Here is a 12,427-nt window from a genome sequence, read left to right as displayed (position 1 = left end):
GGCCCCAACGGCCCCGTCACCAAGCAGGATGTCGAAACCGCGAGCAGCGCAACGGCTCCGGCCGCTGCCGCCGCCCCGGCCGCCCCGGCTCCCGCCGCCCCGGCCGCGGTCCCCGCCGGTGACTACGACGAGATCCCGCTGACCAACATCCAGCGCGTCTCGGCGACCCGCCTCACCGAGTCCAAGCAGCAGGCCCCGCACATCTATCTCACCAGTGCGATCGATGTGACCGAGCTGCTCGCCTTCCGCGCGCAGATCAACAAGACCCTGGACGAGACCGGTTCCGGCAAGGTCAGCGTGAACGACCTGCTGGTCAAGGCCGTCGCCACCGCGCTGCGCCTGGACCCGGCGGTCAATGTCTCCTTCGCGGGCGACAAGCTGCTGCGCCACAAGTCCATCAATATCGGCATCGCCGTGGCCACCGACGCGGGCCTGTTCGTCCCCGTCATCCACGACGCCGATCGCAAGAGCGTCTCCGCGATCGCCGCCGAGGGCAAGGAGAAGGCCGGCCGCGCCCGCGACCGGAAGCTCAAGGGCGAGGACATGTCCGGCGGCACCTTCACCATCTCCAACCTGGGCATGTTCGGCATCGAGCAGTTCACCGCGGTCATCAACCCGCCGGAGTCCGCGATCCTCGCGGTCGGCGCGGCCCAGGACGAGCTCAAGCTCGACGGCGAGAAGGTGGTGTCGCGCAAGATCCTTCGCGTCACCCTGTCGGCCGATCATCGCTCCATCGACGGCGCCGTCGCGGCCCGTTTCCTGCAGCAGCTCAAGGAGCTCATCGAGCACCCGCTGCGCATCGTGACCTAGTCACGATCCCAGACCGTTGCCCGATTTTTGATCCAGGTCGGGCGACGCAATCCCGCCACCCCGGCGCGCGGCATCCCATGCCAGTCGCGCGCCCGGCAGCCGAACTCACCCGGCGGCGGGTAGAAACGCCGGATGGCGTGGACCGGGTTACCCGGCCGGTCCACGTCGTCCGGCTTTTCGCGTTTCCGGGCCAGAAGCGGTGTTTCCACGGTGACGGTTGCCACACCGGCGACATGATGAGAAGATTCAGTAGTAACTCTCTCATCCTGTCGGAGTGTGGCGCTCCGGCCGGAGTGATCAAAGGAGATCACCATGACCGCCGCCGTCGCGCTCGATCAGGAATCCCGAAGCACGCGTCCCGAACGCCGACCGTTCGAACCGGGCAGCCGGATGTGGGACGACGTCGGACTGCTCACCTTCTCGCTGACCGCCGGGTCGGCGTTCCTGCTGCAGACCATGGAGCCGACGATCGCCGCGGTGGTCGACGAGCACTCCACCTTCCGCACCGACCCGATGGGTCGCGCGGTCCGCAGCATCGCCTCGGTGATGATGTGGGTCTACGGCGGCGACGAGGCTCTCGCCGAGGCGGATCGCCTGCGGAAGATGCACGCCACCTTGTACACCACCGACGCGCAGGGGCACAAGCACCGCGCGCTCGCTTCCGGTCCGTGGGCCTGGGTCCTGCACACCGGCGTCTTCGCCTTCACCGAAGGTAACAAGTACTTCTCGAACCAGAAGCTCACCGACGCCGACAAAGAGGCGTACTACCAGGAAACGGTGCAGCTCATGCGCAATTTCTCGGTCGCGCCCAAGGAAATTCCGGCGACCTACGCCGAATGGGAGCCCTGGTTCTTCGATCAGGTGGAGAACCACCTCGAGGTCACCAATGTCGCCTACGACTATCTGAAGGTCATTCGGAAGATCGCCCCGCCCAAGCAGATTCCCCGCCCGCTGCACCCGGCCTGGCGCGCCGTCACCACCCCCGTCGGCCGCCTCCAGTACTTCTTCACCGTCGGCACCACTCCGGATATCGTGCGCGACAAGCTCGGCCTGGAGTGGACCGCGAACGACGAACGCGCCCTGCGAGCCCTGGGCTGGCTGATCGGCCGCACCTTGCCCCACATCCCCGAACGCGTCCGCTACTTCCCCATCGCCTACGAGGCCCGCCGCCTCGAACGCGACCGCGCCCGCCTCCGCAAGCTGATCAACCTCCGCCCCATCTAGCAATCAAGATCAGGGAGCTCTCACTCTGGTGATCCGGACAAAATTCCGGCGTGAGAGCTCCTTGATCATGAACGGCGCACCTGGGGGCGGGTCGGGCACCCCGGTTCCTGGGGCTGGTTCGGGGCGGGAGGAACCACCAAGGTCAAATGGTGAGCATGCGAATGGTGTTGTGGCGCGCGGTGGTCGGCGCGCTGCTGGTGTTGGGGGTGGTGGCGGTGCCGGGGCAGGCACAGGCCGACGCCGGGTATCAGTGGCGGCAGGAGTACATCACTTCGGCGGATGGGACGCGGTTGCACGCGGATGTGCTGCGGCCGAGCGGGATCGCGGATGACGTGCGGACTCCGGTGATCATGACGGTCAGCCCGTATCGGGCGCATCTGATGCGGTTGACCGAGCCGCGGCCGCAGGGTGGTCCGTCCACCGACGATCTGCCGGTGTCGATGTTCCTGAAGGCCGGGTACACGTATGTGATCGTGGATCTGCGGGGCTTCGGCGGTTCCAATGGCTGCCCCGATTACGGCGGGCCGGGTGAGCGTTCGGATGTGAAGGCCGCGGTGGAATGGGCCGCGGGGCAGCCGTGGTCGACCGGGAAGGTCGGGATGACCGGGGTGTCCTACGAGGCTTGGACCGGGATCATGGGGCTCACCGAGAAGCCCGCCGGGTTGGCGGCGGTGGCGGCGTTCGAGCCGGTGGTCGACGCCAACTCCTATCTCTATATGCAGGGCATCGCGTGGCGGTTCTCGCTCAAGCCGATCACCGAAACCGGGGTCCGGCCCGGTGATCTCGCGGGATTCGAGCATCTGCTGGTCGCGACCACGCCGCCGTATCCGTCCGATTCGGCCGAGTACAAGGCAAATACGGCCGATATCGATCCGGCCTGCTACGCGCACTATCTCGCCGAGACCACCAACCATGACGCGAATTCCGCGTGGTGGCGGGACCGGGATCTGGTGGAGTCGCTGCGCGGCAATACGATTCCGCTGTTCCTGGGCCAGGGTTTCGTCGACTACAACACTCGTGCGGATCGGGTGTTCGAGGCGTGGAACGTGCTCGGCCCCGGTAATCACAAGGCGTGGTTCGGGCAGTGGGGGCATCGGGATTGCACCGAGAAATGCGGTGCGCCGCACTTCCCCTCGGAGCTGCTGGCGTTCTTCGACAAGAACGTCGCCGGTAAGGATGTCAACACGGGGCCGCGGGTGACCGTCCAGCAGTTCGACGGCCGCTGGCGTTCGGAGACCGCGTGGCCGCCCGCCGACAGCCGGGCGCTCGATATCGATCTGCGGACCGGACGCTACAACGATCGCGGCCTGATTCCGGGCGCGGATCGCGAGATCTGGACCGTCTCCCAGCCGCTCGAGCGGGATCAGCATCTGTCCGGCACGGCCACCGCCACGTTCGCGTTGGACGGCCCGGCCGCGGCCAGCGTCGCCGTCGAGGTCTACGACATCGCGCCGGACAATCGGGCCACGGTGATCACCCGGGGCATCGCGCCGGTGAGCCCGACGGCTCAGGTCCGGCTGCTCGGCCAGGACTGGCCCCTTGCGGCGGGTCACCGTATCGGTGTCCGTGTCGTCGACGTGGTCGACGACGTCTGGGCGCACGTGCCCGCCAACGCGCCCGTCACGGTGACCTCGGCTCGGCTGCATCTCCCGCTGCTCACGGCCGTCCGCAACCCCGACCTGCCCGGCGAGGCGAGCGAGGCGATCCCGAAGTGGCGAAACGAGAAGACGGTCTCCCTGTCCCCCGATGTGGTGAACAATGCCACTGTGACCGTGAACTTCCCTCCCAGGTCCGGTGGTTAGGCCGATGACCAGCACCGCACGCACCGATGCGCCCACTGTCGACGATGTCACCGCCGAGCGGCTGGCCGCGGCGTTGCGGTGCCGGACCGTCTCGCACGAGGATCGCGAACGCATCGAGCTCACGGAGTTCGATCGGCTGCTCGCCCACCTCGAGCAGTCGTTCCCGTTGGTGCACACGCACCTGGCGTGGGAGACGTTCGGGCACAGTCGCCTGTATCGGTGGGCGGGGACGGAGACGCCCGACATCGAATCCGGAGCGGTGGCCGCAATCCTGCTGGCGCATATGGATGTCGTACCGGTCGATGATCTCCAGGGCTGGACGCACCCTCCGTTCGACGGGGTCGTGGACAGCGAATTCATCTGGGGCCGTGGGGCTATCGACGACAAGAGCCGGGTGCTGGCGATTCTCGAGGCGGTCGAGCAGGCGCTGAGTGAAGGCGTACAGCCCAGGGAGACGGTGTATCTCGCGTTCGGGCACGACGAAGAGGTCTTCGGGTCCGAAGGCGCGGGACGGATGGCACAGCGCCTGCGCGACAGCGGAGTTCGCGCCCGGCTGCTGCTGGACGAGGGCGGCGTGATCACCACGGGAGTGGCCGACGGGATCGATGTGCCGGTGGCCACGATCATGGTGGGCGAGAAGGGATTCGCCACCGTCCGGCTGAGCGTGACCGATATCGGCGGGCACTCCTCCATGCCCGGCAAGCAGACGGCGGTGGGGCGGCTGGCGCGAGCGGTGGCGCGGATCCAGGACCACCCGTTCCCGCTGCGGCTGACCCCGGTCGCGGTCGACATGCTCACGCGGGTGCGGGAATTCATGGCGGAGCCGCGACGCACCATGCTCGGTCTACTGAAAGTGGCGGGCCCAGTCGCGGTGCGAATCCTGGCGGCCCGGCCGCAGACCGAGGCGATGGTGCGCACCACCACCGCACCGACGGTGATCAGCGGCGGCGTGAAGCCCAACGTCCTGCCGCAGCGGGCCGATGCGTTCGTGAATTTCCGTATCCTGCCGGGTGATTCGGTCTCCGGGGTGCTCGACCACTGCCGCAAGGTGGTCCGGGACCGCGGGGTCACTATCGAACTCGACGGCACCACCTCCGAGCCCTCCCCGAATCCGGCCGCGGGCCCGGACTTCGACCTGATCGCCGATATCGCCCGCGAGGTGGTGCCCGGCATCGCCGTCACAGTCGGCATCGTGCCCGGGGCCACGGATTCCCGCTATTACGACGACCTGGCCGCGACCCGCTGCAATTTCGCCCCGATCATCCTCACCGCCGCCGACCTGGAGCGCATCCACGGCACCGACGAGCGCATCTCGCGCGCCGACTACGCCCGCCTGATCCGCTTCAACCGCCTCCTCATCGACCGTCTCGCCCGCTCGGCCTGATCAGGCCCACCGCCCGAATCATGCGCTGCCCGAATCGTGCGCGTTGCCCGGATAGTGCGCGAGAATGGCTCCGCTGATGCGCGAGTGACGACCTCGAATCGAAGGGAGCGGCGATGACCCGCACGGAGACCGGTGAATTCCAAGGCGCGGGCGGCCGGGTGTTCTGGCAGGCGTGGCTGCCTGAGGGCGATCCGCGCGCCGTGGCGGTGATCGTGCACGGGTACGCCGAGCATTCGGGCCGGTACGCGCATGTCGCCGAGCGGCTCACCGAATCCGGCTTCGCGGTGTACGCCCTCGACCACACCGGCCACGGCAAGTCGGACGGCTCGCGCGCGAACATCGGCTCGCTCGACACCGCCGCCGACAATGTCCGCACCATGCTGACCACCGCAACCGGCCGCCACCCGAACCTGCCGAGCTTCCTCATCGGCCACAGCATGGGCGGCCTCACCACCGCCTACCTGGCCGCCCGCGACCAGCCGGAGGTGACCGGCATCGTGCTCTCGGGCCCGGCCATCGACATCGAGGGCGGCAATGCGCTGCAACGCCTGATTGCCCCGGTGGTGGCGAAGTACCTGCCGAATGTGCCCGTGATCAAGCTGGATTCGACGCTGGTCAGCCGCGATCCGGCCGTCGTCCGCGCCTACGACGAGGACCCCCTGGTCCACCACGGCGGCGTCCCCGCCCGCACCGCCGGCGAAATGCTCCGCGCCGCCGAATACGTCAAGACCCACATGGACCGCATCACCGCACCTCTCCTGGTCCAGCACGGCACCTCCGACGGCCTCGTCTCCCCCACCGGCAGCGACCTCCTCGAAAAGCACGCCGCCTCCCAGGACAAGACCGTCATCCGCTACGACGGCCTCTACCACGAGATCTACAACGAGCCCGAGCAGGACAAGGTCCTCTCCGACCTGGTGAACTGGCTGGAGGCTCACCTGCCGAAGTCGTAGCGGCCCTTACTTGTAGGTCGTCAGGCAGGCGGTGTCGCCGTCGAGGACGCCGGTGCGGAAGGCCTCCAGGCGGACGAAGCCGCTGGGGACGATATTGCCGTCGACGTCGGCGGCGGCCAGGCCGTCGGAGAGCAGGCCGGAGATGGCGGCGTCGAGATCTGTTGCGGAGAGGCGTAAGTCGCTGCCGGGTTGGCTGAGTTTGGTGCTGTAGGCGCCGGAGAGGCAGGCGGCGCGCAGGCCCGCGGTGTCGGCGCCGGTGAGGGTGAGCTTTCGATTCTGTTGCACGGCAAGCATGTAGCGGGAGACGAAGACGACGAAGGCGTTGTAGTCGCCGCCGACCATGGCCGAGAACAGCTCGCCCTGCTCGCCGGTGACGGCGCGTTTGGCCAGGGTGGGGACGTCGGTGCCGATCACATTGGTGGCGGGGCAGTACGAAACCGGTTGGGTGGCGGTGACTTTCGGGCAGGTGCGGGTGACGCCGCTGTAGTCGTAGGTCGGTGCGGGCTGGATCGGATAGTTCTTGGCCAGTGACGCCGCCACCAGGGCGAGGTCGGGTTGGTCTACGGGCAGCTGCTTTTCCTTGTCGCCCGGTTGGAAACTGGTGGGCAGGGTGCCGCGCCGCTTCTGCAGTTCGCTGCGGGTGATGCCCTTGCACGCGGTCACGCCGTCGGTGTAGCCGATCTGCACGGCGGTGACGCGTTCGAACGCGGTCCCATGCTCGTCCTGGCCGGCGCCGGGTTCGCGGTCGCGGAAGGAGATGACCGCGGCCAGCACGCCGTTCAAGCCGTCGGTGGTGTTGAGCGTGAAGTGGCGCGAATTCCCTTCCGCCACATTGCGCAAGAACACCCCGGCAAAGCAGTCGGCCTGCTGTTCACGCACCACGCTGGAGGTGAAGAAGCCGTTCAGCTTGGCCTGCGCCTGCACCGAGTGCCCGTACTCATGAGCCAGCACCATGACGACCGCCATCTGCCCGAACTTCTTCACCAACTCCGGCAGCAGGGTGCCGCGATCCCACCCGATGGTCTGATCGACGCCGCAGAAGGCGGCATTGACCTCCTGGAAGGTGCTGCTGCGGCAGAAGTCGACGGCCTTGGCGCGCGGGGCGGTGGAATCCCAGGAGATGAAGCGCATCACCGGCTTGAAGGCGCCGGGAAAGGTCTTGGCGTACTGCGTGTTCCAGTACTCGGCGACGTCGGAGATGGCATTGAGGGCCAGCTTGTCGATCGGCCCGCCGTCACCGTTCTCGGCGGTGAGGCTCGCATCCGGCACGCCGGAGCGGGGGCCGCTGGGCCCGGAGGCGGAGGTCTGCCCGGCCAGTTCCCACGGATTGGTGGTCACCGGCGCCGAAACGTTCTGCGCGCCCGGCCCTTTCGCCGTCGAACAGCCGGTGAGCCCCACCCCCACAAGTACCAGCACGACGGCCAACCACAGCCGCACCCGCGACGTCCTCATCTCGCCTCCCGCAGACGCTCGGGACCTGTACCGAGTATCCATCGGGATATCGGGTGAAGTGCCCGGTCTCGCAACGACAGTGGGCGGGAAATGCCCGGGTCACGGCGTGCCATCCACGACACGCAGCCGGGAAATCAACTGGGAGGGTCGCCGCATCCGTGGCACAGTCGAGGATCATGAGCGACTACCGCCGCCTCAACCGCGCCAACTGGGACGATCGCGCACCCCTGCACGCCGGTTCGGGCGACTACGGCCTGGACAACTTCCGGACCGACCCGTCCTACCTGAGCCACGTGGTGCGCTTCGACGTGCCCCGGCTCGGCGACATCCGCGGCCTCGACGGCGTCCACCTGCAATGCCACATCGGCACCGACACCCTCTCCCTGGCCCGCCTCGGCGCGACCATGACCGGCCTGGACTTCTCCCCCGCCTCGCTGGCCGAGGCACGCAAACTGGCCGAATCCAGTTCCACGCCGATCGATTTCGTGGAAGCCGACCTCTATGACGCCGTCTCCGCGCTGGGCCCGGCCCGCTTCGATCTGGTCTACACCGGCATAGGCGCGCTCTGCTGGCTCCCGGACATCCGGCGCTGGGCCGACACGGTGGCCGCTCTGCTGCGTCCCGGCGGGCGCTTGTTCATCCGCGAGGGCCACCCGGTGCTCTGGTCGATCGACGAGAATCGCACCGACGCGCTCACCATCGGCTACCCGTACTTCGAGACCGCCGAGCCGACGGTCTTCACCGACGAATCCACCTATGTGGAAACCGATTCCGCCATCGAGCACGCCACCACGAACGAGTGGAACCACGGGCTCGGTCAGATCGTCGAGGCGCTCCTGCAATCCGACCTCACCCTCACCCAGCTCGTCGAGCACGACAGCGTGCCTTGGGAAGCCCTGCCCGGCCAGATGGTGTGCGGCGACGACCACGAATGGCGGCTCATCGAACACCGCGAACGCTTGCCTCTCACCTACACCCTCCAGGCGCGGAAGCTTTGAGCGCGAATAACTCCGTGCGTACCCGATTCGGCTCCGGATACGATCCGAGAACACCATGGAGTAGATCAGCGGTCAGATCACCCGGCTCTTAACCGGGAGGGCGCGGGTTCGAATCCCGCCTCCATGTCAATCCTGGTCTAGCTCAGCGGTAGAGCACCCGGCTTCGGACCGGGAGGGCGCGAGTTCGATTCTCGCGACCAGGTCTTGTCATCACCCCAGCAGGAGTTCCATTGTCCGATCAGGTCTTTGCTTCCGGTCCGCAGCGGTACGCGACGGGTCAGCTGTCCCGCGCGCTGACCGCCATCGCGCGGGCCGGAACCAACCGGGCCGATCGAGAGCGTGCCGAGGCGAAGGCGCAACGCTGGCGCGAGGTGATCGATGGTCTGACCACCGGACGGGTCGAAGTCGGCAGCCGCACGCCCGTCGCCGACCTGCCCGCCTGGGTGACCCTCGAGGTGACGCACGGCGGATTCACCACCGGCCGCGGACTGGCCGAAACCCCGCTGACCAAGGACGAGAGTGAACGGCTGGCGGAACTGCCACGCGATGTCCCCGGCGACACGCCCCGCGAACGACTCAACCTCTGGTACCTCGGCGACGCCGGGCAAGCCGAACTCCTGGCCGCCCTGCGCACCGGCCACTACCGGATCCAGATCCCCGAGCACGGCGCACTGATGGCCGTCGCCCTATTGCTGGACAAGGGTTTTCCGGAGCAAGCCCTCAACCTGGTCGCCGAACTGCGCCCCTACATGTCCCGTCTCCGCTTCACCCCCGCCTTCGATCCGATCGCCCGCCCGTCCGGTGCGCTGGTCCGGGTGGCATCGATCGGCGACACCACCGACGCCCTGCGTGCCGTTCGAACCCCCGACCAGCTGGCCCTCATGCACGCCACGATCGACGTATGGACCCCGCTCTACGACCGCCTGGTCGCCCTCTGGTGCGACACCGTCGACGGCGACCTCCCACGCCTCGACGCCACCGGCACGGTAACCGGCGGCTACCCGAACACCATCCACCCACCGCACTGGACCGCCGAACGAGCCCGCTGGCTAAGCGATTTCGGCGCCGCCCGCCTCACCCACGAATTCCGCGGCCGCCACGCCCACCCCAAAAGCAACTTCGCCCGCCTCCACGACGCCCTGCTGAGCGCGGAACCCGACCCCTCCCCGCAACAGCAGCCCGACTTCACCTCGGAGCATTCCGGTCTGTACCCGGGGCAGTCGGGCGAAAGCTCGCGACCCTCCGGTGTGAGCCCACGGCAATCCGATCTCGCCGCGCGGCAATCCGGCGTGAACCCGCGACACCCCGGCATCGGCACACGGCAGTCCGGAGCGGACCCGAGAAGGTCCGGCCTGACCCCGCGGCAGGTCGGCTGGGTCCGTCGTGCGCTCGCGAATACTGTCACCCGTCACGGTGAACCCGGTTGCGCCACAAGGGAATCCGCGCGCGCCGAGCAGGCCGGAGCGATCTCGGCCCCGCTCTACAAGGATCTCGCGGCCGTGCTCGCCGCGCGCCTGGACCGTTTCCCGGCCGACGGCGGTCTGCCGTCCCTCGACCCGGTCACCACCCCGGTCGAGCCGGACGACAAGGTCGACATCGCCGATGGCACCCCGATCCCGCGGCACTTGCAGGACAAGGCGATCCGGGCGCTCGAGGCACCGGCCGACGAGTTGGTTCGGCGTGGCGTCATCGGGTCCGGCGAGGTGCTGGCCGCGGTGCTCCCGCAGCTCACGTCTCGCCTGCTGGCCGCTGAAATCACCGACCCCGTCGCCGCGAGCCTGTACGAGCAGCTGTACACGGCCTTCCGGCGTCGCCGCAGCCTGTTGCTGATCAACCTGCAACATCAGGTGCGATTCGACGAATTGCCCTGGGTGACAGCCCTGCATGTGCTGCGCGAGTCGCCCGCGCCGAAGCGCCCGACCCGGAAGGGCGGCACCGCCGCACCCAGCCCCACCACCGCGGCGGCCGCACATCGACTGCTCCGGCAGACCGCCCTGCTGGCCATCGAGTCGTTCCCGCGGGCGGTGATCCCGAACCCGCTGGTGCGTGAGTTCCACACCCTCGCAGGGCAAGCCGATCTTCGGCTGCCGTTGGTGGAGGAGGTGGCGGCCGACATCTTCATGGGTACGTTCACCGAAAAGTGGCGCGCCGCTGCGATCATCGCGAGCGGGACGCTGGACGGCACCCTGTACCAGCGGTACTACGACCTGCCCTCGGTTTCGGAGTGGAATGCCGGTGCCCGCAGTGGAATTCACTGGGGCAAGGCCACCGCCACCGATTTCACCGAACTCTGCGCCCGCCGCGCCGAGGAGGCGGGCACCGGTAACAACTACGTCGCCCGCAACGGCGCACTGCTCGAGCAGAGCCAGATTCTGACTACCCACAACCTGGCCGTTCTCGTGAATGCTCTCGACCTCGAGACCCAATTGCGGGAAACCGCACCGGAACTCGCGCGCCGCACCTTCGCCTGGATCATCCGCTGCCTGAGCCAGCCCGCCGACTGGCACACCCTCCTCATCCAGGTGAAGAACTCCGCCTATGCCTGGCGTCAGGCTGTCTTCCTGCTCAGCTTCTGCGATCTCGCGGTGCAACGCGACCAGATCGATTGGCTGACCGAACAGCGCATCCCGGGCCTTGCCCCGGCCGTCGACGGCCTGGCCCACATCGTGTCGGGCGGCCGCTTCGCCCCGGGCGGCGTCGTACCGAACGGCTCCGGCCGCCGCTTCCTCGGCTGGACGGTCGGCCGCCATTGGTACTTCGGCTGACGCCTACGGAAGTCCATACCTTCGCCACAACCGAATCACTGCCGACGCGAGGCGGCGCGGAACCCGCACCCTCTCGACCGCGTCCAAGTGTGCAGTGACCAGGTGACGGGAGGACACCAATGGATCCGGAAGCCTTGCGGCGCAGGGCCAGAATGAGCCAATCGGGCGCCGAGCACGAGCAGACGCGCATCGCCGAACGCGGCACCGACCCGGATTACGTTCAGCACCTGGAGGATTTCGACCGACTCTCGCACGAACAGATCCACCACCGCGTCCAAGCGATGAACCCCGGCGAGATACACACCGCCGCCCAATTGTGGGTATCCATCGCCGACAGCATGTTCGGCGCACTGAGCGCCCTCCATGTCACCGTCCAATCCGCCCTCTCCGACGGTATGTCAGGCCATATCGCCGACGCCGCCGCGGTGGCTGCCCGCCAATTCGTCCAGGACGCCACCGACATCGCCGAGATCGCGAACAGCACCGGCCACCGCCTGACCGCGGCGGCCTACGGCGCGGAAGCGGTCCGAAAAACCGTGCCCCCACCCATGACTCACGGCTCTCCCAATGCCCGAGAAGAACAACGCCAGATAGCCCTCGCAGCCCTGGACGCGAACTACACCCCGATCTACCCACCCGCCGGCGCAGGCGTCCCCGCCTTCTTCACGGTCATGACGCCTGGCGATGGCGGCGCACAGCGCGAAAGCCTCAGCGGTGCAGACGGTCCCGAACCTCGCACGGACATTCCGACCACGGCGCCGCGCACCGCCGCACCGGACACCAACGCCCCTGGCATCCCCGCAGATCTCCGTACACCGCGAACGACAGCCCTCGACACCACTCCGGCCGCGACCGATTCACCGACCGCCCAGAACAATCCGGGGCGCGGCACCACCACCGAGGCGTTCGACCCCACCAACCGATTCGCCGACACTCGAACCACCGACCGCCAGTATCCGGCCCCGTCAGACATCCAAACCAAGCCCACCGGCACAACCCCACCCGGCGGTCTTTCCTCTCCCAGCGGCCGCCCGACCAC

The 12,427-nt window shown here is 68.0% G+C and carries 10 protein-coding genes and 2 tRNA genes; 10 read left to right on the top strand and 2 right to left on the bottom strand.

Going from position 1 to position 12,427, the window contains the following annotated elements:
- Positions 1-810: dihydrolipoamide acetyltransferase family protein (locus tag ACAM49_RS34155; RefSeq protein ID WP_369639674.1), on the top strand; the 810-nt coding region annotated here is incomplete at its 5' end.
- On the opposite strand, the gene ACAM49_RS34150 is transcribed toward ACAM49_RS34155, so the two are convergent.
- A complete protein-coding gene (locus ACAM49_RS34150; RefSeq protein ID WP_369639673.1) occupies positions 807-1,034 on the bottom strand; it encodes a hypothetical protein in 228 nt (75 codons plus the stop codon). The genes ACAM49_RS34155 and ACAM49_RS34150 overlap by 4 nt on opposite strands.
- An 88-nt stretch (positions 1,035-1,122) precedes the next feature.
- Between ACAM49_RS34150 and ACAM49_RS34145 the strand changes: the two genes are divergently transcribed.
- The 4 genes from ACAM49_RS34145 to ACAM49_RS34130 all read left to right on the top strand — a co-directional run bounded on the left by ACAM49_RS34145 (position 1,123) and on the right by ACAM49_RS34130 (position 6,173).
- Entirely contained in the window at positions 1,123-2,034 is a 912-nt protein-coding gene (locus ACAM49_RS34145) for an oxygenase MpaB family protein (RefSeq protein ID WP_369639672.1), read from the top strand.
- A gap of 146 nt (positions 2,035-2,180) precedes the next feature.
- Positions 2,181-3,836, top strand: coding sequence for a CocE/NonD family hydrolase (locus ACAM49_RS34140; RefSeq protein ID WP_369639671.1), 1,656 nt, complete (start codon positions 2,181-2,183; stop codon positions 3,834-3,836).
- 4 nt (positions 3,837-3,840) lie between these two features.
- Positions 3,841-5,220, top strand: coding sequence for a M20/M25/M40 family metallo-hydrolase (locus ACAM49_RS34135; RefSeq protein WP_369639670.1), 1,380 nt, complete (start codon positions 3,841-3,843; stop codon positions 5,218-5,220).
- 113 nt (positions 5,221-5,333) lie between these two features.
- Positions 5,334-6,173 carry a lysophospholipase gene (locus ACAM49_RS34130; RefSeq protein ID WP_369639669.1) on the top strand — a complete coding sequence of 280 codons (840 nt, stop codon included), beginning with the start codon at positions 5,334-5,336 and terminating at the stop codon, positions 6,171-6,173.
- A gap of 6 nt (positions 6,174-6,179) precedes the next feature.
- Here ACAM49_RS34130 and ACAM49_RS34125 read toward each other — a convergent pair whose 3' ends face one another.
- Positions 6,180-7,625 (bottom strand): metallopeptidase, encoded by a 1,446-nt coding sequence (locus tag ACAM49_RS34125; protein ID WP_369639668.1) that lies wholly within the window; start codon positions 7,623-7,625, stop codon positions 6,180-6,182.
- A 173-nt stretch (positions 7,626-7,798) separates the two neighbouring features.
- On the opposite strand from ACAM49_RS34125, the gene ACAM49_RS34120 reads away from it, so the two are divergent.
- The 5 genes from ACAM49_RS34120 to ACAM49_RS34100 all read left to right on the top strand — a co-directional run.
- A complete protein-coding gene (locus ACAM49_RS34120) occupies positions 7,799-8,623 on the top strand; it encodes a class I SAM-dependent methyltransferase (RefSeq protein WP_369639675.1) in 825 nt (274 codons plus the stop codon).
- 54 nt (positions 8,624-8,677) lie between these two features.
- Positions 8,678-8,750 (top strand) — tRNA-Lys (locus tag ACAM49_RS34115).
- Positions 8,751-8,754: 4 nt separating this feature from the next.
- A tRNA-Arg gene (locus ACAM49_RS34110) sits at positions 8,755-8,826 on the top strand.
- 27 nt (positions 8,827-8,853) lie between these two features.
- Entirely contained in the window at positions 8,854-11,388 is a 2,535-nt protein-coding gene (locus ACAM49_RS34105) for a hypothetical protein (protein WP_369639667.1), read from the top strand.
- Between the two features lie 152 nt (positions 11,389-11,540).
- The coding region (locus ACAM49_RS34100) for a hypothetical protein (RefSeq protein WP_369639666.1) at positions 11,541-12,427 on the top strand (887 nt) is incomplete at its 3' end.

Origin of the sequence: Nocardia sp. JMUB6875 (assembly GCF_041154655.1) — a bacterium.
Lineage (GTDB): Bacteria > Actinomycetota > Actinomycetes > Mycobacteriales > Mycobacteriaceae > Nocardia.
This window is presented reverse-complemented; position numbering and strand designations above follow the sequence as displayed.

Excerpts from the sequence above, each read along its gene's own strand:
- ACAM49_RS34135 (WP_369639670.1), top strand. The coding sequence starts at position 3,841 with ATGACCAGCACCGCACGCACCGATGCGCCCACTGTCGACGATGTCACC.
- ACAM49_RS34145 (WP_369639672.1), top strand. The coding sequence starts at position 1,123 with ATGACCGCCGCCGTCGCGCTCGATCAGGAATCCCGAAGCACGCGTCCC.
- ACAM49_RS34125 (WP_369639668.1), bottom strand. The coding sequence starts at position 7,625 with ATGAGGACGTCGCGGGTGCGGCTGTGGTTGGCCGTCGTGCTGGTACTT.
- ACAM49_RS34140 (WP_369639671.1), top strand. The coding sequence starts at position 2,181 with ATGGTGAGCATGCGAATGGTGTTGTGGCGCGCGGTGGTCGGCGCGCTG.
- ACAM49_RS34130 (WP_369639669.1), top strand. The coding sequence starts at position 5,334 with ATGACCCGCACGGAGACCGGTGAATTCCAAGGCGCGGGCGGCCGGGTG.